At 60.0% G+C, this 24,513-nt stretch carries 24 protein-coding genes; 18 read left to right on the top strand and 6 right to left on the bottom strand.

Annotated features, from left to right (window positions below; genetic code table 11):
- Nucleotides 1–165 precede the first annotated feature (165 nt).
- The 9 genes from puuE to Q7W83_RS08855 all read left to right on the top strand — a co-directional run bounded on the left by puuE (nt 166) and on the right by Q7W83_RS08855 (nt 8,256).
- Nucleotides 166–1,092: an allantoinase PuuE gene (gene puuE / locus Q7W83_RS08895; protein WP_150631087.1), complete on the top strand. Its 927-nt coding sequence runs from the start codon at nt 166–168 to the stop codon at nt 1,090–1,092.
- Nucleotides 1,089–1,604, top strand: coding sequence for a 2-oxo-4-hydroxy-4-carboxy-5-ureidoimidazoline decarboxylase (gene uraD, locus Q7W83_RS08890; protein WP_150631086.1), 516 nt, complete (start codon nt 1,089–1,091; stop codon nt 1,602–1,604). Before puuE ends, uraD begins: the two co-directional genes overlap by 4 nt.
- An 88-nt stretch (nt 1,605–1,692) precedes the next feature.
- The gene (alc, locus tag Q7W83_RS08885) at nt 1,693–2,688 is read left to right on the top strand and encodes an allantoicase (RefSeq protein WP_150638742.1); all 996 of its coding nucleotides are present in this window, start codon (nt 1,693–1,695) and stop codon (nt 2,686–2,688) included.
- A gap of 115 nt (nt 2,689–2,803) precedes the next feature.
- Entirely contained in the window at nt 2,804–3,307 is a 504-nt protein-coding gene (locus Q7W83_RS08880) for an ureidoglycolate lyase (RefSeq protein ID WP_150631146.1), read from the top strand.
- A gap of 50 nt (nt 3,308–3,357) precedes the next feature.
- Nucleotides 3,358–4,650 carry a urate hydroxylase PuuD gene (locus Q7W83_RS08875; RefSeq protein WP_150638744.1) on the top strand — a complete coding sequence of 431 codons (1,293 nt, stop codon included), beginning with the start codon at nt 3,358–3,360 and terminating at the stop codon, nt 4,648–4,650.
- 138 nt (nt 4,651–4,788) lie between these two features.
- Nucleotides 4,789–6,141, top strand: coding sequence for a nucleobase:cation symporter-2 family protein (locus Q7W83_RS08870; RefSeq protein ID WP_150631083.1), 1,353 nt, complete (start codon nt 4,789–4,791; stop codon nt 6,139–6,141).
- Nucleotides 6,142–6,309: 168 nt separating this feature from the next.
- Nucleotides 6,310–7,095: an outer membrane protein OmpK gene (locus tag Q7W83_RS08865; protein ID WP_150638748.1), complete on the top strand. Its 786-nt coding sequence runs from the start codon at nt 6,310–6,312 to the stop codon at nt 7,093–7,095.
- 1 nt (nt 7,096) lies between these two features.
- Nucleotides 7,097–7,474 carry a hypothetical protein gene (locus Q7W83_RS08860; protein WP_150638750.1) on the top strand — a complete coding sequence of 126 codons (378 nt, stop codon included), beginning with the start codon at nt 7,097–7,099 and terminating at the stop codon, nt 7,472–7,474.
- A complete protein-coding gene (locus tag Q7W83_RS08855; protein WP_150631081.1) occupies nt 7,471–8,256 on the top strand; it encodes an outer membrane protein OmpK in 786 nt (261 codons plus the stop codon). The genes Q7W83_RS08860 and Q7W83_RS08855 overlap by 4 nt, the downstream gene beginning before the upstream one ends.
- 123 nt (nt 8,257–8,379) lie before the next feature.
- Here the strand turns inward: Q7W83_RS08855 and Q7W83_RS08850 are convergent, their stop codons facing one another.
- Together Q7W83_RS08850 and Q7W83_RS08845 are read right to left on the bottom strand one after the other, a co-directional pair.
- Nucleotides 8,380–9,552, bottom strand: coding sequence for a patatin-like phospholipase family protein (locus Q7W83_RS08850; RefSeq protein WP_150631080.1), 1,173 nt, complete (start codon nt 9,550–9,552; stop codon nt 8,380–8,382).
- A gap of 35 nt (nt 9,553–9,587) precedes the next feature.
- Nucleotides 9,588–10,520, bottom strand: coding sequence for a lipid A biosynthesis lauroyl acyltransferase (locus Q7W83_RS08845; RefSeq protein ID WP_150638752.1), 933 nt, complete (start codon nt 10,518–10,520; stop codon nt 9,588–9,590).
- Between the two features lie 118 nt (nt 10,521–10,638).
- On the opposite strand from Q7W83_RS08845, the gene minC reads away from it, so the two are divergent.
- The 7 genes from minC to Q7W83_RS08810 all read left to right on the top strand — a co-directional run bounded on the left by minC (nt 10,639) and on the right by Q7W83_RS08810 (nt 17,502).
- Nucleotides 10,639–11,376: a septum site-determining protein MinC gene (gene minC / locus Q7W83_RS08840; protein ID WP_150638753.1), complete on the top strand. Its 738-nt coding sequence runs from the start codon at nt 10,639–10,641 to the stop codon at nt 11,374–11,376.
- Between the two features lie 201 nt (nt 11,377–11,577).
- Nucleotides 11,578–12,390 (top strand): septum site-determining protein MinD, encoded by an 813-nt coding sequence (gene minD, locus Q7W83_RS08835; protein ID WP_150631077.1) that lies wholly within the window; start codon nt 11,578–11,580, stop codon nt 12,388–12,390.
- Nucleotides 12,390–12,644, top strand: a complete 255-nt coding sequence (gene minE / locus Q7W83_RS08830; RefSeq protein WP_007944431.1) for a cell division topological specificity factor MinE — start codon at nt 12,390–12,392, stop codon at nt 12,642–12,644. The genes minD and minE overlap by 1 nt, the downstream gene beginning before the upstream one ends.
- A 188-nt stretch (nt 12,645–12,832) precedes the next feature.
- Complete coding sequence (locus Q7W83_RS08825; RefSeq protein WP_150631076.1) at nt 12,833–13,468, top strand: RluA family pseudouridine synthase; 636 nt, start codon at nt 12,833–12,835, stop codon at nt 13,466–13,468.
- A gap of 195 nt (nt 13,469–13,663) precedes the next feature.
- The gene (locus Q7W83_RS08820) at nt 13,664–14,953 is read left to right on the top strand and encodes a M18 family aminopeptidase (RefSeq protein ID WP_150631075.1); all 1,290 of its coding nucleotides are present in this window, start codon (nt 13,664–13,666) and stop codon (nt 14,951–14,953) included.
- 146 nt (nt 14,954–15,099) lie between these two features.
- Entirely contained in the window at nt 15,100–15,267 is a 168-nt protein-coding gene (locus Q7W83_RS08815) for a hypothetical protein (RefSeq protein WP_162130712.1), read from the top strand.
- Between the two features lie 78 nt (nt 15,268–15,345).
- Nucleotides 15,346–17,502, top strand: coding sequence for a mechanosensitive ion channel family protein (locus tag Q7W83_RS08810; protein ID WP_150631074.1), 2,157 nt, complete (start codon nt 15,346–15,348; stop codon nt 17,500–17,502).
- Nucleotides 17,503–17,592: 90 nt separating this feature from the next.
- Here the strand turns inward: Q7W83_RS08810 and Q7W83_RS08805 are convergent, their stop codons facing one another.
- Entirely contained in the window at nt 17,593–19,266 is a 1,674-nt protein-coding gene (locus tag Q7W83_RS08805) for a DEAD/DEAH box helicase (protein ID WP_150631073.1), read from the bottom strand.
- Between the two features lie 421 nt (nt 19,267–19,687).
- Here Q7W83_RS08805 and Q7W83_RS08800 point away from each other — a divergent pair, with 421 nt between their 5' ends.
- On the top strand, nt 19,688–20,479 hold the full coding sequence (locus Q7W83_RS08800) for a crotonase/enoyl-CoA hydratase family protein (RefSeq protein WP_150631072.1): 792 nt from the start codon (nt 19,688–19,690) through the stop codon (nt 20,477–20,479).
- Nucleotides 20,480–20,597: 118 nt separating this feature from the next.
- Here the strand turns inward: Q7W83_RS08800 and Q7W83_RS08795 are convergent, their stop codons facing one another.
- Nucleotides 20,598–21,353: a spermidine synthase gene (locus Q7W83_RS08795; protein ID WP_150631071.1), complete on the bottom strand. Its 756-nt coding sequence runs from the start codon at nt 21,351–21,353 to the stop codon at nt 20,598–20,600.
- 148 nt (nt 21,354–21,501) lie between these two features.
- On the opposite strand from Q7W83_RS08795, the gene Q7W83_RS08790 reads away from it, so the two are divergent.
- The gene (locus Q7W83_RS08790) at nt 21,502–22,848 is read left to right on the top strand and encodes a class II 3-deoxy-7-phosphoheptulonate synthase (protein ID WP_150631070.1); all 1,347 of its coding nucleotides are present in this window, start codon (nt 21,502–21,504) and stop codon (nt 22,846–22,848) included.
- 111 nt (nt 22,849–22,959) lie between these two features.
- On the opposite strand, the gene Q7W83_RS08785 is transcribed toward Q7W83_RS08790, so the two are convergent.
- Nucleotides 22,960–24,186, bottom strand: coding sequence for a winged helix-turn-helix domain-containing protein (locus Q7W83_RS08785; protein WP_150631069.1), 1,227 nt, complete (start codon nt 24,184–24,186; stop codon nt 22,960–22,962).
- 64 nt (nt 24,187–24,250) lie between these two features.
- Nucleotides 24,251–24,466 (bottom strand): DUF1127 domain-containing protein, encoded by a 216-nt coding sequence (locus tag Q7W83_RS08780; protein ID WP_150631068.1) that lies wholly within the window; start codon nt 24,464–24,466, stop codon nt 24,251–24,253.
- Nucleotides 24,467–24,513: the final 47 nt, after the last annotated feature.

Here is a 24,513-nt window from a genome sequence, read left to right as displayed (position 1 = left end):
TTGCAGTATCACGCAAAGATGACACCTGATGAAAAATGCGAAAATTCAGGCTTACAAAGTGGATATAAAGTTGTATACAATCAGCCCATCGCTGTGACGCCAGCCTGTCATCTGATCGCCAGGCCGCCACACAACCTGTCAACACGAATAAGAAGGAAGACTGCAGTGAGCGCTGACTACCCACGCGACCTGATCGGTTACGGCAGTAACCCTCCTCACCCACACTGGCCCGGCAATGCCCGCATCGCGCTGTCCTTCGTGCTCAATTACGAAGAAGGCGGCGAGCGCAACATCCTGCACGGCGATAAAGAATCCGAAGCCTTCCTTTCGGAAATGGTTTCGGCGCAGCCGCTGCAAGGCGCGCGCAACATGAGCATGGAATCCCTTTACGAGTATGGCAGCCGTGCCGGCGTCTGGCGGGTTCTGAAGCTGTTCAAGGAATTCGACATTCCGCTGACCATCTTCGCCGTGGCCATGGCCGCCCAGCGCCACCCGGATGTGATCCGCGCGATGGTCGATGCCGGTCACGAAATCTGCAGCCACGGTTATCGCTGGATCGACTATCAGTACATGGACGAAGCGCAGGAACGCGAGCACATGCTCGAAGCGATCCGCATCCTCACCGAAATCACCGGCGAGCGTCCGCTGGGCTGGTACACCGGCCGCACCGGACCGAACACTCGTCGATTAGTGATGGAAGAAGGCGGTTTCCTCTACGACTGCGACACCTACGACGACGACCTGCCCTACTGGGAACCGAACAACCCGACCGGCAAGCCGCACTTGGTGATCCCGTATACCCTGGACACCAACGACATGCGCTTCACCCAGGTCCAGGGGTTCAACAAGGGCGACGACTTCTTCGAATACCTGAAAGACGCGTTCGACGTGCTGTACGCCGAGGGCGCCGAAGCACCGAAAATGCTCTCGATCGGTCTGCACTGCCGCCTGATCGGCCGTCCAGCCCGACTGGCCTCGCTCAAGCGCTTTATCGAATACGCTAAAAGTCATGAACAGGTGTGGTTCAGCCGCCGCGTCGACATCGCTCGCCACTGGCACGAAACCCACCCGTACCAAGGGGCTGCCCAATGAGCACCTTTCAAACCCTGAAGCCCTCGACCCTGAGCCGCGACGCGTTCGTCGCCGCTTTCGCTGACATTTACGAACATTCGCCATGGGTGGCCCAGAAGGCCTTCGATCTGGGCCAGGACGCTTCGATCGACCAGATCGAAACCCTGCACCAACGCATGAGCGATATCCTGTTGAGCGCCGATCACGCCAGTCAATTGGCATTGATCAACGCTCACCCGGACCTGGCCGGCAAAGCCGCCGTCCAGGGCCAGCTTACCGAAGCCAGCACCAATGAACAGGCTGGCGCCGGTATTCACCAATGCACGGCCGAAGAGTTTTCTCGCTTCACCGAGCTGAACGACGCCTACAAAGCCAAGTTCAAGTTTCCCTTCATCATGGCGGTAAAAGGCAGCAACCGGCATCAGATCCTCGCGGCGTTCGAAACGCGCATTCACAACTCGGCGGATACCGAGTTCAAGTGCGCGCTGGCAGAGATCAACAAGATCGCCCTGTTCCGTTTACTGACCCTATAGCGAGCCTGGCCCGAGTGCTTTAAAACGCGAAGAGTACCCAGGGCCCTGCGAGCATCCCAAGCCAACTTATTAAAGGCAGACAAGAAGAATGAAAGCTTACGCCGTACCTTTCGAGAAGTTCGTCAACCTGGCCGACGCCCGCCTGGGCACGAAAATCATCTCGGTCACCGATGACTGGTTCGCTGATGCCAACCGTCTGTTCCAACCGACCCCGGCTGTGTGGAAGGAGGGCGTGTTCGATGACAACGGCAAGTGGATGGACGGCTGGGAGTCGCGCCGCAAGCGCTTCGAAGGCTACGACAGCGCCGTGATCCGCCTGGGCGTACCGGGCTCGATCAAAGGCGTGGACATCGACACTTCATTCTTCACCGGCAACTTCCCGCCGTCGGCTTCGCTGGAAGCCTGCTTCCTCGCTTCGGGCGAGCCGGACGACAACACTCAGTGGACTGAAGTGCTGTCGGCCGTCGAGCTGCAAGGCAACAGCCACCACTACCACGAAATCAACAACGAGCAGTCGTTCAGCCACTTGCGCTTCAACATCTACCCGGATGGCGGCGTGGCCCGTCTGCGTGTGTACGGTATTCCGTTCCGCGACTGGTCCGCTGTCGGTGACAACGAACAGGTCGACCTGGCCGCAGCCCTCAACGGTGGCCGCGCCCTCGCCTGCTCCGACGAACACTTCGGCCGCATGAGCAACATCCTCAACCCGGGTCGTGGCATCAACATGGGCGACGGTTGGGAAACCGCACGTCGTCGTACCCCGGGCAATGACTGGGTGATCGTCGCGCTGGGTCATGCCGGCGAGATCGAGAAAGTCATCGTCGACACCCTGCACTTCAAGGGCAACTACCCGGACACTTGCTCGATCCAGGGCGCGTTCGTGAAGGGCGGCACCGACAGCCAGATCGAAACCCAATCGCTGTTCTGGCGCGAACTGCTGCCGGCGCAGAAACTGGAAATGCACGCCGAACACACCTTCGCCGAGCAGATCAAGGCACTGGGACCGATCACCCACATCCGCCTGAACGTGTTCCCGGATGGTGGTGTGAGTCGCCTGCGCGTATTGGGCAAGGTTGCTAAATAAGCGCAAACCCATCGCCAGCAGGCTGGCTCCCACATTTGGAATGCGTTCCCCTGTGGGAGCCAGCCTGCTGGCGATAGCAACAGAACCAACAACACAGAATTCGGATAAAAACAGCATGCGCACACTGACGATTGAACCGCTGACCAAAGAAGCCTTCGCCCCTTTCGGTGACGTGATCGAAACCGACGGCAGCGATCACTTCATGATCAACAACGGTTCGACCATGCGCTTTCACAAACTGGCGACGGTGGAAACCGCCACGTCAGAGGACAAGGCGATCATCAGCATCTTCCGCGCGGACGCGCAGGACATGCCGCTGACCGTCAGCATGCTGGAGCGTCACCCGCTGGGCAGCCAGGCTTTTATTCCGCTGCTCGGCAACCCCTTTCTGATCGTGGTCGCGCCACTTGGCGATGAACCTGTATCAGGCTTGGTCCGCGCCTTCGTCACCAACGGCAGGCAGGGCATTAATTACCATCGCGGCGTTTGGCACCATCCGGTGCTGACGATCGAAAAGCGGGATGACTTCCTGGTGGTTGATCGCAGTGGCACAGGCAACAACTGCGATGAGCATTTTTTCAAAGAGGATGAGCGTTTGATCCTCGCCCCCCACCAATAAGAGAAGGTCCGATCACTTGACAACAAAGTGACGGGCGAGAGGTAAAGACTGTGGAAGCACATCTGTTGGAATGGCTGAACCTGAGCGTGCGCTGGGTTCACATGATTACTGGCGTGGCCTGGATCGGTGCGTCGTTCTACTTCGTCTGGCTGGAAAACAACCTCAATCGGGTCAACCCGAAAAGCGGTCTGGCCGGTGATTTGTGGGCGATCCACGGCGGCGGTATCTACCACCTGGAAAAATACAAACTGGCCCCACCAACCATGCCGGACAACCTGCACTGGTTCAAGTGGGAAGCCTACTTCACCTGGATGTCGGGGATCGCGCTGCTGTGCGTGGTGTTCTACTCCAACCCGACGCTGTACCTGCTGGCACCGGGCAGCAGCCTGACCGGCCCTGAAGGGGTTGCCCTGGGCATTGCCTCGTTGTTCGTCGGCTGGTTCGTCTACTCCTTCCTTTGCGACTCGGCGCTGGGCAAACGCCCTGCCCTGCTCGGCTTCATCCTGTTCGTGCTGATCATCGGCGCCGCCTATGGCTTCAGCAAAGTGTTCAGCGGTCGTGGTGCGTACCTGCACGTCGGCGCGATCATCGGCACCATCATGGTCGGCAACGTGTTCCGCATCATCATGCCGGCGCAACGTGCACTGGTGGCAGCGATTGCCGAGAACCGCACGCCCGATCCGGCGCTGCCGGCTAAAGGCTTGCTGCGTTCGCGTCACAACAACTACTTCACCTTGCCGGTGCTGTTCATCATGATCAGCAACCACTTCCCGAGCACCTACGGCAGCCAATACAACTGGCTGATCCTGGCCGGGATCGCGGTGCTGGCGGTGTTGGTGCGTCACTACTTCAACACCCGTCATGACAGCCACAAGTTTGCCTGGACTCTGCCTGTCGCGGCTGTTGGCATGATCTGCCTGGCTTACGTGACCGGCCCGGCGCAAATGCCGAGCGCACCAGAAGTGGCCAAGACACCGGGCACCATCGAGTACCAGCCACTGCCGGAAACCGCCGTCGGCGGCGGCGCCAAACCTGCTGCTGCCAAGCCTGCTGAAGCACCGGTCCAGGCGGCAAACGCCGGCCCGAGTTTCGACAAGGTGCACAGCGTGATCCAGGAACGTTGCTCGGTCTGCCACTCGGCCAAACCGACCAGCCCGCTGTTCAGCGCAGCACCGGCCGGCGTGATGTTCGACACCCCCGAGCAGATCCGCCAGAACGCCGCGCGGATCCAGGCTCAAGCCGTCACCAGCCAGATCATGCCACTGGGCAACATCACTCAGATGACCCAGCAGGAACGTGACCTGATCGGTGCGTGGATCGTGCAGGGAGCCCCCACCAATTAATCGTTAAAAGCATCGCTGGCAAGCCAGCTCCCACAGGGTTTCGCATGACCTGTAGGAGCCGGCTTGCTGTCGATTGGCCGCAACGCGGTCTCCCCTGATGCACAAAATCACAAGAATAAAAAAGATCCGAGGTGTTGCATGTCCGAGCTATCCCAAGCGCGCATCCCCGACGCACCCGCCATTCAGCGTTTGCCCCTTTTGCAACTGATCCTGGTTGGCCTGCAACACGTTCTGCTGATGTACGGCGGAGCCATCGCGGTGCCGCTGATCATCGGACAGGCCGCAGGCCTGAGTCGTGAAGAAATCGCCTTCCTGATCAACGCCGACCTGCTGGTGGCTGGCATCGCCACCATCGTCCAGTCGCTGGGCATCGGCCCGATGGGCATCCGCATGCCGGTGATGATGGGCGCCAGTTTTGCCGCCGTCGGCAGCATGGTCGCCATGGCGGGCATGCCCGGCATCGGTCTGCAGGGCATCTTCGGCGCGACCATCGCCGCCGGGTTCTTCGGCATGCTCATCGCGCCATTCATGTCCAAAGTCGTCCGGTTCTTCCCGCCGCTGGTGACCGGCACGGTCATCACCTCAATCGGTTTGTCGCTGTTCCCCGTGGCCGTCAACTGGGCGGGCGGTGGTGCCGGCGCCGCGCAATTCGGTTCACCGATTTACCTGGCCATCGCCGCGCTGGTGCTGGCCACCATCCTGTTGGTCCATCGCTTCATGCGCGGTTTCTGGGTCAACATCTCCGTGCTGATCGGCATGTGCCTGGGCTACGTGATCTGCGGGCTGATCGGCATGGTCGACCTCAGCGGCATGGCTCAGGCGCCCTGGGTGCAGATCGTCACCCCGCTGCACTTCGGCATGCCGAAGTTTGAACTCGCACCGATTCTGTCGATGTGCCTGGTGGTGGTGATCATCTTCGTCGAGTCCACGGGCATGTTCCTCGCGCTGGGCAAAATCACCGGCCAGGACGTCTGCCCGCGGATGCTGCGTCGCGGCTTGCTGTGCGATGCCGGCGCGTCGTTCTTCGCCGGTTTCTTCAACACCTTCACCCACTCCTCGTTCGCGCAGAACATCGGCCTGGTGCAGATGACCGGCGTGCGTTGCCGTTCGGTGACCATCGTCGCCGGCGGGTTGCTGATCGTATTGAGCCTGCTGCCCAAAGCCGCATTCCTGGTGGCCTCGATTCCGCCCGCCGTGCTCGGCGGCGCAGCGATTGCGATGTTCGGCATGGTCGCCGCCACCGGAATCAAGATTCTTCAGGAAGCCGACATCGGTGACCGTCGCAACCAATTGCTGGTGGCAGTCAGCATCGGCATGGGATTGATTCCGGTGGTGCGTCCGGAGTTTTTCGCCCACCTGCCGTTGTGGATGAGCCCGATTACCCACAGTGGAATCGCGATGGCGACCTTGAGTGCGCTGTCGTTGAACCTGCTGTTCAACATCCTCGGCGGCAAAGAACGCGCCGCGATCAACGACTGCCACGCCCACTAAGACAGAAACGCACAACCCCCTGTGGGAGCGAGCCTGCTCGCGATGAACCCGAGAACACCGCGTTTATCCAGATAACACGCGTATTCGTTAACGACCATCGCCAGCAAGCCGGCTCCTACAGGGGTGGGACACCTGCGCCTTGAAAATAAAAACAAGAGGGAGCAACAGATGATTCGGACTCAAACAAACCTGCTGTTGGGCAGCAGTCTCCTGGCTGCAAGCCAGGCCATGGCCGGCGATTTATTGCTGTGGCAGACCAACAGCCTCAGCTATTTGTACGGCAAGGATTTCGCGATCAATCCGTCGATTCAGCAGACGATCACCTTCGAACACGCCGACCGCTGGAAGTACGGCGACAACTTCCTGTTCGTCGACAGCACTTACTACAACGGCGAGAAAGACCGGAACAAAGGCGTTCACGCCTATTACGGCGAATTCAGCCCGCGCCTCTCCTTCGGTAAAATCCTTGACCGCCGTTTCGAATTCGGCCCGATCAAGGACGTGTTGCTGGCCATGACCTATGAGAATGGCGAAGACGACAGCGAGGCCTATCTGATCGGACCCGGCTTCGACCTTGCCGTACCGGGCTTCAACTTTTTCACCTTGAACTTCTACTATCGCCAGACTGAAGGCTCGCGTCCCGGCGATGATGTCTGGCAGATCACACCGGCCTGGTCCTACACCCTGCCATTGGGCAATTCGAGCCTGTTGATCGACGGCTACATCGACTGGGTCGTGGATAACGACCAGAACTCGCGCGGCACCTATCACGCCAACCTGCATGTCAACCCGCAGATCAAATATGACTTGGGCAAAACCCTCGGCTGGCGGGAGAAACAGGTGTATGTCGGCGTCGAGTACAGCTACTGGAAAGACAAGTACGGCGTCGAAAACAACGCCAACCTCGACACCCATGAAAGCACCACCAGCCTGCTGGTGAAGGTGCACTTTTAAGATGACCCGCAACCGCGCCCCAAACCTGCCATCGGTGCGCTGTTGCGGGGCACTTGAGAACGGGCCTTGGAGTCAGTATTCTCCGCGCCCGCCTGAATCCGCTTTAAAAAAAAGCCCGGATTTAATTCCTGACCAGAAAGCCAACTTATCCCGGCTCTGGACGGTACCAAGGCACTCCACCCCCCCTCTCAATCGACTGTTTTCGAGCAGCCGAGCGGGAGTTTTTTTGCTTTTTGAACGCCTTGGCGCAGCTCTTGCTTACAGCACTAAAGCTGACCGATTGGATGATTTTTTACAGCGACAGAAAAAGGCGCCACACCAGAGCGCCGACCTTAAAAAAATAACGTGGAACACCTACTTTTTGGGAGCAACCGAATGAAACGTATGTGCACTAGCCTGATGCTGGCGGGATCATTGCTGGCCGGGGGCCAGGCCATGGCCGGCGACTTGCTGCAATGGCAGAACAACAGCCTGACCTACCTGTATGGCAAGGACTTCCAGGTCAACCCGCGCATTCAGCAGACCGTGACTTTCGAACACGCCGACGGCTGGAAATATGGGGATAACTTCTTCTTCGTCGACAAGATCTTCTACAACGGCGAAAAGGATTTCAACGTCGGCCCGAACACCTATTACGGTGAGTTCAGCCCACGTATTTCCCTGGGCAAGGTTCTCGACCAGAAAATCGAATTCGGCCCGGTCAAAGACGTGTTGCTGGCCATGACGTACGAGTTTGGTGAAGGCGATACCGAGTCCTACCTGATCGGTCCGGGTTTCGACCTGGCGATCCCGGGCTTCGATTACTTCCAGCTGAACTTCTACAACCGTCAGACCGAAGGCCCACGCGCCGGGGACAATGTCTGGCAGATCACCCCGGTCTGGTCCTACACCATTCCAGTGGGGGACTCGAACATCCTGATCGACGGTTTCATGGACTGGGTGGTCGATAACGACGTCAACAAAAAAGGCGAATACCACGCCAACCTGCACTTCAATCCGCAAGTTAAATATGACTTGGGTAAAGCGCTGAATTTTGGCGAGAAGCAGTTGTATGTGGGTGTGGAGTATGACTACTGGAAAAACAAGTACGGGATTGAAGACAGCGGTGCATTCAAGACTAATCAGAGCACTACGAGCTTCCTGGTGAAGTTCCACTTCTGATCCGGCTGCAAGTGGCGTCTGCAAGGGCGCCATCGCTAGCAGGCTAGCTCCCACAGTTGATCTGAGTGGCACTGAAGATCCACTGTGGGAGCTAGCCTGCTAGCGATAGCCGCACCGCCGACCTCAAGCCGAAACCACCGGCTGCACCAACCCAAGAAACCGGCAAAGCTCCTCACGCTTGGCCAACGCATCGCGTCGCCCCAGGTCAATCAACTCGCTGCAATACCCCGCCTCGAACAACAGATAACTCAACACCCCCGCCCCGCTCGTCTTCGTTGCCCCCGGACCGCGCAAAAACAGACGCAGCGCCGCCGGCAACTCCTGCCGATGCCGCGCAGCAATTTCATCGATCGGCTGGCTCGGCGAAATAACCAGCACCTCCACCGGCGCTACGCCGAGCGCACGGGTCGGGGTGCCGTCGGGCATCAGATGGCTGAACTGATTCAAACGCTGCAGCAACTCGATGTCGCTTTCCAGGCTGTCAATGAACGTGCTGTTGAGCATGTGACCGCCGATTTGCGCGAGCGTCGGCTGCTGACCGGTGTACGCGCGTTGCAGCGGTTGTTCCGGGTCGACCCCTCGCGGGTTGCCGCTGACGCCCACCACCAGCACGCGGCTGGCGCCCAGGTGCAGTGCCGGGCTGATCGGTGCCGATTGGCGAACCGCGCCGTCGCCGAAGTATTCCTCGCCGATTTTTACCGGTGCAAACAGCAATGGGATGGCTGAGCTGGCGAGCAAATGGTCGACGGTCAACTGTGTGGGAACGCCAATTCGCCGATGGCGCAACCAGGCATTAATGGTGCCGCCGCCCTGATAGAAGGTGACCGCCTGACCCGATTCGTAACCGAACGCGGTGACCGCCACGGCCTGCAACTGCTTCTGCGCAATGGCTTCGGCGATCCCGGTCATGTGCAATTTGTCGTTGAGCAACCCGCGCAACGGCGAGCTGTTGAGCAAGGCTACCGGCACTTGAGCGCCAATGCCCAGCAAACTGTGGCTGACAAATCGGCTGGCTTGATGGATCACCCCTGGCCAATCGCTGCGCAACACCAGATGACTGCGGAACCCCTGCCAAAAGGCTGTCAGACGTTCGATCGCACCACGGAAATCCATCGCCCCGCTGGCGAGGCTGACGGCATTGATCGCCCCGGCCGAAGTGCCGACGATCACTGGAAACGGATTGTCTGCCCCCAGCGGCAGCAGTTCGGCAATCGCCGCCAGCACGCCAACCTGATAGGCCGCCCGGGCCCCGCCGCCGGAAAGAATCAACCCTGTAACCGGTTCAGCAGGACTCATCGCAACGCTCCGTGGTGCTTAAAGGGATCAGTGGTTCAACCGCGTTTGGCGTACAGCTTGGGTTCGCCCGGTGGACGGCTCTTGAAGCGGCGATGGGCCCAAAGGTACTGCTCCGGGCAATCGCGCAGCACGCCTTCGATCCATTGGTTGATCCGCAGGCAATCGGCCTCTTCACTTTCGCCGGGAAAACCCTCGAGCGGCGCGTGAATCACCAGTCGATAACCGCTGCCGTCCGCCAGACGTTCTTGCGTGAACGGCACCACCAGCGCTTTGCCCAGCCGCGCAAACTTGCTGGTGGCCGTGACGGTCGCGGCCTGAATCCCGAACAGCGGCACGAAGATGCTTTGCTTGGCGCCGTAGTCCTGATCCGGTGCGTACCAGATCGCCCGGCCGGCTCGCAGCAGTTTGAGCATGCCGCGCACGTCTTCACGCTCCACCGCCAGCGAGTCGAGGTTGTGTCGTTCGCGGCCATTGCGCTGGATGTAATCGAACAGCGGGTTCTTGTGCTCGCGGTACATGCCGTCGATGGTGTGCTGCTGACCGAGCAATGCCGCGCCGATTTCCAGTGTGGTGAAATGCACGGCCATCAAAATCACGCCTTTGCCTTCGCGCTGCGCTTTCTTCAGATGCTCCAGCCCTTCGACGTGAGCCAGTTTCGCCAGGCGCTCCCGGGACCACCACCAGCTCATGGCCATTTCAAAGAACGCGATGCCGGTGGAGGCAAAGTTTTCCTTGAGCAGGCGTTTGCGCTCGGCGGGGGATTTTTCGGGGAAACACAGCTCCAGATTGCGCCGGGCAATGCGCCGTCGGTCGCCGGCCGCTCGATACATCAATGCACCAAGGCCGCGTCCGATAAACAGCAACGCCGGGTATGGCAATTGAACAATCAGCCACAACAGCCCCAAGCCGCACCACAGCGGCCAGAAACGCGGCATCAGAAATGCTTTTTGAAAACGCGGGCGATCCATTAAAGGTTCCGGAAAGACAATGGCCGCGCATTCTACATCGTTCGACCCGGCTTGCGGCTCGCGAGCGTTCTCGTTATAAGTCTCGGCACTTTTAGTGACAAGCCGTTGTATGCCGACCATGAGCCAAATCGAACCGCAAGACCAGGATCCCGTGTTCCAGTTGAAGGGCAGCATGCTCGCCATTACCGTGCTGGAGCTGGCCCGCAATGACCTCGAAAGCCTTGATCGGCAACTGGCCGCCAAGGTCGCCCAGGCGCCTGGCTTCTTCAGCAACGCGCCGCTGGTACTGGCTCTGGACAAGCTCCCGGCCAGCGAAGGCGCGGTCGATCTGCCAGGCCTGATGCGCGTCTGTCGCCAGCATGGCCTGCGCACCCTGGCGATCCGTGCCAGCCGTATCGAAGACATCGCCGCGGCCATCGCGGTCGACCTGCCGGTGCTGCCGCCGTCCGGCGCACGCGAGCGACCGCTGGACCCGCTTGAAGGCATCGTTGCGAAGAAACCGGAAAAACCGCCGGAACCCACGATCAAACCGACGAAAATCATCACCTCGCCCGTACGCGGCGGCCAGCAGATTTATGCCCAGGGTTGCGACCTCATCGTGATCTCCTCGGTCAGCCCGGGCGCGGAACTTCTCGCCGACGGCAACATCCATGTATACGGACCGATGCGCGGTCGAGTGTTGGCCGGGGTCAAAGGCGACACGAAAGCCAGGATTTTCTGTCAGCAAATGAGCGCTGAACTGGTTTCCATCGCAGGCCACTACAAGGTTTCGGAAGATCTGCGTCGCGACCCTCTGTGGGGCGCGGGCGTACAGGTCAGCCTGTCGGGCGATGTGTTGAACATCATTCGGCTTTAACGGATACTGCCGCATTTTCCAAGCATCTCTAAAACGTAGCGAAAACGGCTCAAACGAAGTAGGAAAAAGGCCAAAAGCAGTGTTTACCCGTGGTAAGCGCGGTTCAGGACCGGATTCCAGCCACGGCTGTCCGACTGCAGTAGTTTTTCTAGAGATGTTTTTCAGGGGCTAAATGTCCTTTTTCCTTAGGGGTGAAACACCTTGGCCAAGATTCTCGTGGTTACATCCGGCAAGGGTGGTGTGGGTAAGACCACCACCAGTGCCGCTATTGGTACCGGCCTCGCACTGCGCGGTCACAAAACAGTTATCGTCGACTTCGACGTCGGTTTGCGTAACCTCGACCTGATCATGGGCTGCGAACGTCGCGTCGTGTATGACTTCGTCAACGTAGTGAACGGCGAAGCCAACCTGCAACAGGCCCTGATCAAAGACAAGCGCCTGGAAAACCTCTACGTACTGGCCGCCAGTCAGACCCGCGACAAAGACGCGCTGACCGTCGAAGGCGTGGAAAAAGTCCTGATGGCGTTGAAGGAAGACTTCGAATTCGTGGTCTGCGACTCCCCGGCCGGCATCGAGAAAGGTGCGCACCTGGCCATGTACTTCGCCGATGAAGCGATCGTCGTGACCAACCCGGAAGTCTCCTCGGTACGTGACTCGGACCGCATGCTGGGCCTGCTGGCCAGCAAGTCGCGTCGCGCCGAAAACGGCGAAGAGCCGATCAAGGAACACTTGCTGCTGACCCGCTACAACCCGCAACGCGTCAGCGATGGCGAGATGCTCGGCGTCGAAGACGTCAAGGAAATTCTCGCTGTGACCCTGCTGGGTGTGATTCCGGAGTCCCAAGCGGTACTCAAGGCGTCCAACTCCGGCGTGCCGGTGATTCTCGACGATCAGAGCGACGCCGGTCAGGCGTACAGCGATGCCGTCGATCGCCTTCTGGGCAAAACCGTGGAGCATCGGTTTCTCGATGTGACGAAGAAAGGATTCTTTGAGCGTCTGTTTGGAGGCCGGTAATGAACATTTTTGACTTCTTTCGTGCTAACAAGAAGCCAAGTACCGCCTCGGTAGCGAAAGAGCGTCTACAGATTATCGTGGCGCATGAACGCGGCCAACGCAGTACGCCGGATTACTTGCCAGCCTTGCAGAAAGAGCTGGTAGAGGTGATCCGCAAGTACGTCAATATCGGGTCCGATGACGTGCATGTCGCCCTGGAAAACCAGGGTAGCTGCTCGATTCTGGAACTCAATATCACCCTGCCAGATCGCTGAGTCGATCCGGCTGGAGCCACGGCGGCTCGATCACTCGAACCCTTGTGTGGGAGCCGGCTTGCTGGCGATAGCATCAACGCGGTGTATCAGTTACACCGCGCTGCCTGCATCGCCAGCAAGCCGGTTCCTGCAAAAAGGGGTATTCAAGTGATCGAGTCGCCGTTGGCGTTTGTTACGAGGCTGTTTTAATGCCGCTGTCCAACATCCACATCATCCATCAGGACGCCGCCGTACTGGTGGTGAACAAGCCTACCTTGCTGCTTTCCGTCCCTGGACGGGCCGATGACAACAAGGATTGCCTGATTACCCGCTTGCAGGAAAACGGCTACCCGGAAGCCCGCATCGTCCATCGTCTGGACTGGGAAACCTCCGGCATCATTTTGTTGGCCCGAGACCCGGACACGCATCGCGAGTTGTCCCGGCAATTTCACGATCGTGAAACGGAAAAGGCTTACACCGCACTGTGCTGGGGCCAACCGGAACTGGACAGCGGCAGCATCGACCTGCCCCTGCGCTATGACCCGCCGACCAAGCCGCGCCATGTGGTAGACCACGAGTTCGGCAAAAATGCCCTGACCTTCTGGCGTGTGCTGGAACGGTGCGGCGACTGGTGCCGCGTTGAACTGACGCCAATCACCGGCCGCTCCCATCAGTTGCGCGTGCACATGCTCTCCATCGGCCACCCGCTGCTGGGTGACGGGCTCTACGCCCACGAGCAAGCGCTGGCCGCCTGGCCACGCCTGTGCCTGCACGCGAGCATGCTGAGTTTCACCCACCCACAAACCGGTGAACGCTTGCGTTTCGAGTGCCCGGCACCGTTCTAGACGAAACACTCCAACCTGTGGGAGCGGGCTTGCCCGCGAAGGCGGCGGCACAGGCAACATCTTTGTTGAACTTGAGTCAGCTTTCGCGGGCAAGCCTGCTCCCACAGGGATCACACGCAGACGCAACACCATCAGCTCGCCGCCAATTCTGCGACCAATACGGTAAACTTGCGCCATTGCTGTCTGGAGCTACTTATGCGCGAAGAGTTGAACCAAGGCCTGATCGACTTCCTCAAGGCCTCCCCTACCCCGTTCCATGCCACTGCCAGCCTTGTTCAGCGCCTGGAAGCGGCGGGCTATCAGCGTCTCGACGAACGCGAGCCCTGGACCACCGAAGCTAACGGCCGCTACTACGTAACCCGCAACGACTCTTCGATCGTCGCGATCAAGATGGGCCGTCATTCACCGCTGCACGGCGGCATTCGCCTGGTCGGCGCCCACACCGACAGCCCGTGCCTGCGGGTCAAACCCCAGCCGGAACTGCAACGCCAGGGTTTCTGGCAGCTGGGCGTCGAAGTCTATGGCGGCGCGCTGCTGGCGCCCTGGTTCGACCGTGACCTGTCCCTGGCCGGTCGCGTGACCTTCCGCCGTGACGGCAAGGTCGAGAGCCAACTGATCGACTTCAAGACGCCGATCGCAATCATTCCGAACCTGGCCATTCACCTCAATCGTGAAGCCAATATGGGTTGGGCGATCAACGCCCAGACCGAACTGCCGCCGATCCTCGCGCAATTCGCCGGTGACGAGCGCGTGGACTTCCGCGCCGTGCTCACCAATCAACTGGCTCTCGAGCACGGCCTGAACGCCGACGTGGTACTCGATTACGAGCTGAGCTTCTACGACACCCAAAGCGCAGCGGTCATCGGCCTGCATGGCGACTTCATTGCCGGCGCGCGCCTCGACAACCTGCTGTCCTGCTATGCCGGCCTGCAAGCCTTGCTCACGACTGAAACCGACGAAACCTGCGTCCTGGTCGCCAATGACCACGAGGAAGTTGGCTCCTGCTCGGCGTGCGGCGCTGACGGCCCGATGCTGGAGCAGACGCTGCGTCGCTTGTTGCCCGAAGGTGACGAATTCGTACGGACCATTCAGAAATCCCTGCTGGTCTCGGCCGACAATGCCCACGGCGTGCACCCTAACTACGCCGACAAACACGACGCCAACCACGGCCCGAAACTCAACGCCGGACCGGTCATCAAGGTCAACAGCAACCAGCGATACGCCACCAACAGCGAAACCGCCGGGTTCTTCCGCCACCTGTGCATGGCCGAAGAAGTGCCGGTGCAGAGCTTCGTGGTCCGCAGCGACATGGGCTGCGGCTCGACCATCGGCCCGATCACCGCCAGCCACTTGGGCGTGCGCACGGTGGACATCGGCCTGCCGACGTTCGCCATGCACTCGATCCGCGAGCTGTGCGGCAGCCATGACCTGGCACACCTGGTCAAAGTGCTGAGCGCGTTCTACGCCTGCCAGGAATTGCCGTAAACCTTGCAGGAGCCCGGCTTGCCGGCGATGGCATCCTTGAGATCGCCATCGCCGGAACGCCGCCCGCAGCAAGCCGGCTCCTACAAATGCTAAAGCCACCTAAACTTGAATTATCCCTTTCGACAAGGCAGTCGCTCATGATCTCAATGTCTTCATTTCACGCCATGCTGATCCCGATTCTTGCCGGGATGATCCTGCTGGCCATCGGCTTCAATTTCCGTGACAAGAATGCCGGCGTGTTCGCGATGTGGATCGGCATGCTGACCATCCTCGCCACCGTCGTCTTCAAGATCCTCGCCAAACTCAACGAATAAATCCTCACCCCTGGCTCGCATTGATTTTGGCGGGCTCGTACACTCGGTCGATCTGCTCCTTTCAAGGTTGACCGCCTAGTGTTCGCTCGTCTTTATGCCCTGCCTTGCCTTTTCCTCGTCTGCCTCATGACGCTGCTGCCGATCACGCCTGCCCAGGCCGCCGGTCTTCCGAGCCTGCTCAACAGCTCGGCGAAAGCCCAGCCTGAAGCGCAAGAACCCCTCGGGCAATCCCTCGACGAAGTCATCAAATCGCTGGAGAACGATCAGCAACGCAGCAAATTGCTGGCCGACCTGAAGAAGCTGCGCGACGCCACCAAAAAAGCCCAACCGGCCAAAGAAGAAGGCGTGCTAGGCCTGATTGGCGGCACGCTGGCCAATTTCGAAAAGCAGTTTTCCGGCGCTGACAGCCCGCTCACGCACTGGTCGGAAGAATTCAACCAGGCCAAGGATGAACTGACAGCCCTGGCGTTGCCGGCCAATGAATGGCTGCCGATCATTTTTGCCTTCGCCATGATCCTGATGGTCTGGAGCCTGCTGGCCGCCGCGCTGATCTGGCTCGGCCATCGGGTGCGGATGCGCTTCGGCCTGACCGAGGAATTGCCGCAACACCCCAAGGCCCTCGACATGCTGCGTTTTGCCTTGCGCAAACTCGGCCCCTGGCTGATTGCCTTGGTCATCACGGTCTACATGAGTTATGCCCTACCCTCGTCACTGGGCAAAAGCCTGGCGATGGTGCTGGCCTATGCACTGGTGGTCGGCACGTGTTTTTCGGCGATCTGCGTAATCGCCTTTTCCTTGCTCGATGGGCCGCACCGCCACCGCGCTTTATACATCCTGCGGCATCAGGCCTTTCGACCGCTGTGGCTGATCGGCAGTTTTGCCGCGTTCGGCGAAGCCTTGAGCGACCCGCGACTGGTTGCCAGCCTCGGCAGCCATTTGGCGCACACTGCCGCCACCATCGCCAACGTGCTGGCCGCACTGTCCACTGGACTGTTCATCCTGCGGTTCCGCCGCCCCATCGCGCACTTGATCCGCAACCAACCGCTGTCACGGCGCCTGACCCGCCGCGCACTCAGCGACACGATCGAAATTCTCGGGACCTTCTGGTTCGTGCCGGCGCTGGTGCTGGTGGCCATTTCGCTGTTCGCCACCTTTGTCTCGGCCGGCGACACCAGCACCGCGCTGCGCCAGTCGCTGATCTGCACCGTGCTGCTGGTGTTGTGCATGGTCATCCACGGGTTGGTGCGCCGGCATGCGCTGAAACCGCAACGCGGGGTGAAGCGCCATGCACTGTACTCCGAACGCCTGAAAAGCTTCTTTTACACCCTCGCCCACTTGCTAGTGTGGCTGGCGTTCATCGAACTCGGCCTGCGCGTCTGGGGCATGTCGCTGATTGCGTTCACCGAAGGCGAAGGCCATGAAGTCAGCGTCAAACTGTTCAGCCTCGGGGGCACACTGATTTTTGCCTGGCTGATCTGGATTCTCAGCGACACCGCGGTGCACCACGCGCTCACCCGCTCGCGCAAAGGCCTGGCCAATGCCCGCGCGCAAACGATGATGCCGCTGATCCGCAACGTGCTGTTCGTGGCGATTTTCATCATCGCGCTGATCGTCGCCCTGGCGAACATGGGCATGAACGTCACGCCGCTGCTGGCCGGTGCCGGCGTGATCGGTCTGGCCATCGGTTTCGGCGCACAGTCGCTGGTCGCCGACCTGATCACCGGGCTGTTCATCATCATCGAAGACTCCCTGGCCATCGACGACTACGTGGATGTCGGCGGCCACCTCGGCACCGTCGAAGGCCTGACCATTCGCACCGTGCGCCTGCGGGATATCGACGGCATCGTCCACACCATCCCGTTCAGCGAAATCAAAAGCATCAAGAACTACTCCCGGGAATTCGGCTACGCGATCTTCCGCGTGGCGATCCCCTCCAATATGGACATCGACAACGCGATCAAACTGATGCGCGACGTCGGCCAGAAGATGCGCAACGATCCGCTGCAACGGCGCAATATCTGGTCTCCGCTGGAGATTCAAGGGGTCGAGAGTTTCGAGTCAGGCAATGCAATTCTGCGGGCCCGCTTCAAGACGGCGCCGATCAAACAATGGGAAGTGTCCCGTGCGTTCAACCTGTCCCTGAAACGACACCTGGACGAAGCCGGGCTCGACCTGGCGATGCCGCGTATGAGCGTGCAAGTGGTGACGGCCGGCGGCGGCCCGACCACGGAATAATCCCGCTCCTACAATACAAATCGCAGGCAAAAAAAAATCCCCGAACCAGTCGGGGATTTTTTATGTTCGATCAATCAGCCCGGGAGCGGATCAATCTTCGCGATAGCGACGCAGCTTCAACTGCTTACCGGCAACGCGAGTGTCCTTCAGCTTGGTCAGCAGACGCTCCAGACCATCTTCCGGCAGCTCGACGAGGCTGAAGCTGTCACGCACCTGGATGCGACCGATTGCTTCGCGAGCCAAGCCACCTTCGTTGAGGATGGCGCCCAGCAGGTTTTTCGCAGCGATACCATCACGTGCACCCAGCGCGGTACGGCAACGAGCACGACCTTCAGCCAATGGAACCGGAGCGCGACGCTCACGATCACCACGGTCCGGACGATCACCGGTACGCTCTGGACGATCGCCACGCGGTGCGTTGTTCGGCACCAGTGGACGTTCTTTCTCGATCGCGGCCAGGGTCAACGCCTGAGCGTTGGTGGCTTTGCGCAACAGAGCAGCGGCCAGTGCACGTGGAGTGCAACCGATGTCGGCAGTCAGGCGATCCAGCAGATCACCGTGAGTCGATTCGGCATCCGCCACCAGTGGCGACAGGCTGTTGGTCAGTTTCTTGATGCGGGCATCGAGAACAGCCTGAGCGTCCGGCAGGCGGACTTCGGCAACTTTCTGACCGGTTACACGCTCGATCACTTGCAGCATGCGGCGCTCACGCGGAGTCACCAGCAGCAGTGCACGACCTTCGCGACCGGCACGGCCGGTACGACCGATACGGTGAACGTAGGATTCCGGATCGTACGGCATGTCAACGTTGAACACGTGAGTGATGCGCGGAACGTCCAGGCCACGAGCAGCAACGTCGGTCGCCACAACGATGTCCAGACGGCCATCCTTGAGGGAGTCGATCACGCGCTCACGCTGGTTCTGGGCAATGTCACCGTTCAGCGCAGCGGCTTTGTAGCCTTTGGCTTCCAGGGCGCTGGCCAGGTCCAGGGTCGCTTGCTTGGTGCGCACGAACATGATCAGGGCGTCGAAGTCTTCGACTTCCAGCAGGCTCAATACAGCCGAGGTCTTCTGGTCAGCGTGAACCAACAGGTGAGCCTGTTCGATCGCGGTAACGGTCTGAGTCTTGGTCTGGATCTTCACGTGTTGCGGATCGCGCAGATGGCGTTCGGCAATGGCACGGATCGACTGTGGCAGGGTGGCCGAGAACAGTACGGTCTGACGGGTCGCTGGCAGAGCCTTGAAGATGACTTCCAGGTCGTCCATGAAGCCCAGCTTGAGCATTTCGTCAGCTTCGTCGAGAACCAGGTGGTTCACGGTCGACAGGACTTTTTCGTCGCGACGCAGGTGGTCGCACAGACGGCCCGGGGTGGCGACAACGATCTGTGCGCCGTTACGGATTGCTTTCAGTTGTGGGCCCATAGGCGCGCCGCCGTAAACGGCCACAACGGTAACGCCCGGCATTTGCTTGGCGTAGGTTTCGAAAGCGGTTGCTACTTGCAGCGCCAACTCACGGGTTGGCGCCAGGATCAGGGCTTGCGGCTCGCGCTTGGCAGGATCGATGCAATGCAGGATAGGCAGGGCGAACGCAGCGGTTTTACCCGTACCGGTTTGCGCCTGACCAATCATGTCCTGGCCGGCCATGATGATCGGGATCGATTGCTGCTGAATAGCCGAAGGCTCTTCGTAGCCAGTCGCGATGACGGCTGCAAGAATATTCGGATTAAGATTAAAAGCGGCGAAGCCGCCGGTTTCCTGGGTCATGGGTCTGCCTCTAAGTGCATCCGCAAAGACCCATGCTCCAAAGCTGCGCATGCCGTGTAAGACTCAAGAGTCGCCCTGGCTGCTTTGTCGGCGGGGATTTGCGAAAACGAATGAATGAAAAAGATTCGTCAAGGGAGAGTCCGCTGTGCGGACGTGCAGCCGAAGCTGACTTCGGGGAATTGCGCTACCTAAACGCGGCCCGGTTAAAGGCCGGCGCGCACTATACCGGAATTCGCCCAAAAAGGGAGCATTATTTGTCGGAAAACCGACGCATACACCGTTATGTCACAGGCTTTGCGGATAATCGCGCAAGCGTCTATTTTTCAAAGGCCCGGCCCTGCTGGCGATGGCGCTAAAACGGTTCACCGTTGTGAAGCATACCTACGGCCTCACAATCCCTTCCCACCCGAGGAATTGTTCGATGAATCAACCCGTTACCAGCCGTGTGACCTGCGAACGGCACGGCCATGTCCTGTTGATCGGCCTCGATCGGGTGGCCAAGCGCAACGCCTTCGATCTCGACCTGCTCAACGCCCTCAGCCTGGCCTATGGCGAGTTCGAGGCCGACAGCGAAGCGCGGGTGGCGGTGGTGTTCGGTCATGGCGAGCATTTTACCGCCGGGCTTGATCTGGTCAGCGCCAGCTCAGCCCTGGCCGAGGGCTGGCAGGCGCCGCCCGGCGGTTGCGATCCGTGGGGCGTGTTTGCGGGGCCGCGAGTCAGCAAACCGGTGATCGTCGCCGCACAAGGTTATTGCCTGACCATCGGCATCGAGCTGATGTTGGCCGCCGACATCAACCTTTGCGCCAGCAACACCCGGTTTGCCCAGAAAGAAGTGCAGCGCGGGATCTTCCCGTTCGGCGGCGCCACCTTGCGCTTGCATCAGGTCGCCGGTTGGGGCAATGCGATGCGCTGGTTGCTGACCGGGGATGAATTCGATGCGCATGACGCGTTGCATCTGGGCCTGGTGCAGGAAGTCATGGCCAGCGAAGACTTGCTGCCGCGGGCGATTGAATTGGCGGAGCGGATTGCCCGGCAGGCGCCGCTGGGGGTGCAGGCGACGCTGATGTCGGCGCGGCAGGCGCGTTATGAAGGAGAAACAGCGGCGGCGCTGGCGTTGCCGCCATTGGTGAAGAAGTTGCTGGCGAGTGAGGATGCGCAGGAAGGCGTGCGGTCGATGTTGGAGAAGCGGCCCGGCGTGTTCAAAGGGTTTTGAAGGATGTTTTGGTTGCGAGAGCCTCATCGCGGGCAAGCCCGCTCCCACAGTGATCGTGGATATTCACAACACCTGTGGGAGCGGGCTTGCCCGTGATGAGGCCCATATAGACGACAAATCAAGTCGCCGGGCGGATCGCCTTGATCAACGACTGCAACGAGTACCCCAACCGCGGCGCCAGCCCTTCGGCCCGCGCCACCAACCCGTGCATGTCCAGCTCCTGATCCAGTTCCGACGGCACGAGCAGAATCACATTGCCCTCCTTCACCGGCAGCTCCCAGTAATGCCGGTGATAGAGCCCGCGCAACAACGCCGCACCCAACGGCTTGCCATCATCGGTAGCCCATTGATTGATCACCAGCCAACCACCCGGATTCAGGCGTTTCTGACAGTTTTCCAGAAAATTCCAGGCCAGATGCCCGACACCTGGCCCGACATCGGTGTAAAGGTCGACGAAAATCAGGTCGGCCGGCTCGGCGGTATCGAGCAGTTCCAGCGCATCGCCGACGCGGATGTACAGTCGCGGATCATCATCCAGCCCCAGGAATTCGATGGCCAGGCGCGGAACGTCAGGCCGCAGCTCAATGGCTTCGACATCTTCCAGCGGCAAGAACTTCAGGCACGCCTGAGTCAGCGTGCCAGCGCCGAGGCCGAGGAACAGTGCGCTTTCCGGTTGTTCATGGCACAACGCACCGATCAGCATGGCACGGGTGTAATCGTATTCGAGCCAGCTAGGGTCGGCGGTGAACACGCAACTCTGCTCGATGGCATCACCGAACTCGAGAAAACGGTAATCGGCCACTTCCAGCACGCGAATCACGCCGAACTCGTCCTGTACCTCGGCGAGCAGATGCTCGACGCGCTCCTCAGTCATTTCGTCTCCAGATCGTCACCGGGCCCGGCAACGCAGTACACCGCAACATCGGGCGGCAAAAGCGCGATTGTCCGCGAAGCGACGGGAACAGGTCACGCACTAATTGCTGATAACATGAACGCCCGAGCGTAAAACAACCGAGACCGTGATGAGCCAACCCTGGAGCCCTGACAGCTGGCGCGCCTTGCCGATCCAGCAACAACCTGTTTATCCCGACGCGGCGCATTTGCTGCACGTCGAGCAAACCCTGGCGAGCTATCCGCCGCTGGTGTTTGCCGGTGAAGCCCGGGAGTTGCGCCGTCAGTTCGCCGAAGTGACCCAGGGCCGCGCGTTTCTGTTGCAGGGCGGCGACTGCGCCGAAAGCTTCGCCGAGTTCTCCGCCGCGAAAATCCGCGACACCTTCAAAGTGCTGCTGCAGATGGCGATCGTCATGACCTTCGCTGCCGGTTGCCCGGTGGTCAAGGTCGGGCGCATGGCCGGGCAGTTCGCCAAACCGCGTTCGGCCAACGACGAAACCATCGACGGCGTGACCCTGCCCGCCTACCGTGGCGACATCGTCAACGGTATCGGTTTCGACGAAAAAAGCCGTGTACCTGACCCGGAACGCCTGCTGCAGTCCTATCACCAATCCACCGCGACCCTGAACCTGTTGCGCGCCTTCGCCCAGGGCGGTTTTGCCGACCTGCATCAGGTGCACAAGTGGAACCTGGACTTCATCGCCAACTCGGCCCTGGCGGAAAAATACAGCCACCTCGCCGACCGCATCGATGAAACACTGGCATTCATGCGCGCCTGCGGCATGGACACTTCGCCGCAATTGCGCGAAACCAGTTTCTTCACCGCCCACGAAGCGCTGCTGCTGAACTACGAAGAAGCCTTCGTGCGTCGCGACAGCCTGACCAACGATTACTACGATTGCTCGGCGCACATGCTGTGGATCGGCGACCGCACCCGACAGCTCGACGGCGCTCACGTCGAATTCCTGCGCGGGGTGAACAACCCGATCGGGGTCAAAGTGGGTCCGAGCATGAACCCGGACGACCTGATCCGCCTGATCGACGTGCTCAACCCGGACAACGATCCAGGCCGTTTGAACCTGATCGCGCGGATGGGCGCGAACAAGGTCGGCGATCACTTGCCGGCGCTGATCCGCGCGGTACAGCGTGAAGGCAAGCAAGTGCTCTGGAGTTCCGACCCGATGCACGGCAACACCATCAAGGCCAGCAGCGGCTACAAGACCCGCGACTTTGCGCAGATTCTTGGCGAGGTGAAGCAGTTTTTCCAGGTGCACGAAGCGGAAGGCACCTATGCCGGCGGCATCCATATCGAGATGACCGGGCAGAATGTCACCGAGTGCATTGGTGGTGCGCGGCCGATTACCGAGGATGGGTTGTCGGACCGGTATCACACCCATTGTGATCCGCGGATGAATGCGGATCAGTCGCTGGAGTTGGCGTTTTTGATTGCTGAAACTTTGAAGCAGGTTCGACGGTAGTTTTTGATCGCCTGATGTACCGCTATCGCTAGCAGGCTAGCTCCCACATGATTTTGTGTACGACACAGATCCATTGTGGGAGCCAGCCTGCTGGCGATTAGCCCAGATTAGTCACCCATCTATCTGTGCCAATGCCACCCGCAACCGCACCGCACTCGCCCGCGGGCAATTCAACTGAACCTGCTCCAACCCCAACCAATCCGCCATCCGCCGCAAATTGACCGCTAACGCCAGCATCCCCTCCTCGTCCAGCCCCGGCTCTTCCTCATGCACGGCATGTATTGCGAGCCGCCCCAACGCCCGTTCCGCGCGCAAATCCACCCGTGCGGCAATCCGCTCGTTGTGTAAAAACGGCAACACGTAATAGCCGTAGACCCGCTTGTCCGGCGGCGTATAAATCTCCAACCGATAGCGAAAATCAAACAAACGCTCGGTGCGACTGCGCTCCCAGACCAGCGAATCAAACGGCGAAAGCAAAGCACTGGCCTCGACTCTGCGCGGCACTTTCGGCGCTGGCAGGCAAAAGGCCGATTGCCGCCAACCCTCCACTTCACAGGTCAGCAGTTCCCCTGCCTCCACCAACTCCGCCAGGCGCGGACGTGCATCACCAGGACTGAGACGAAAGTAATCGCGCAAGTCCTTTTCCGTCGCCACCCCCAAAGCATTCGCGGCATGCAGCAGCAGCCCGCGCTGGGCCTCGTCCTCCGAGAGCAACGGCTGCTGCAGAATTGCCGCAGGAATCACCCGCTCCGGCAAATCATAGAGCCGCTCGAAACCACGCCGCCCGGCCACGGTCACTTCTCCGGCGGCGAACAACCATTCCAGCGCATGCTTTTCCGCGCTCCAGTCCCACCACGGCCCGGCCCGCTCCTGACGGGTCGACAGACTCCCGGCACCCAGCGCACCGAGCGCCTCGACCGAGGCCAGCACCCGCCGAACAGTGTCCTGTTGCTCTCGCCCGAAACGCGCCAGTTGCTGATAGATATCTTCGCCACGACTCGCGCGTTGCATGCGCCAGCGCATCAACGGGTACATCGACAGGGGCAGCAACGAGGCTTCATGGCCCCAATATTCGAACAGCGTACGTCGACGGCCCGAACTCCAGGCAGCCTGGTCGAGCAAATTGGATGAGTAATTGCCGAGGCGGGAAAACAAGGGAAGGTAGTGCGAACGCACCAACGCATTGACCGAATCGATCTGCAGAATGCCCAGCCGCTCGATCAACCGATTGAGCTGGGCCGCTTTGATCGTCGCCGGCGGCTGGCGCCCGTTGAACCCTTGGGCGGCCAGCGCCAGGCGTCGAGCCTGTTTGATGGAAAAGGACAGCGTTGCGGGCATGAGCATCTCCTTGTCTGCTCGCAACCTACCTCACCGGGAGACGGTTTGTGTAGTTGTGGGTTACTCATTTGTGCATCGGGTCATCCCAGAATGGGCGGATGGCTTCGTGCTCGACATCCGCACGACTGAGCCCGATGTCCTTCAATGCTTCGTCGCTCATGCCCGCCAACAACTCACGTTCACGGTGCAATTCGTACCAGCGCGTGATCTTGTGCAGCAAATCCGAGACGACGTGGATGGAATGTTTCTCTACCTCGACATAACCTTTTTGACCTTTCATCTTGTTGCCCTCCGTTTGGGATGGCTCAAGTGTCGCGCCGGAGCTAA

Source organism: Pseudomonas sp. 300 (assembly GCF_055803035.1).
This window is presented reverse-complemented; position numbering and strand designations above follow the sequence as displayed.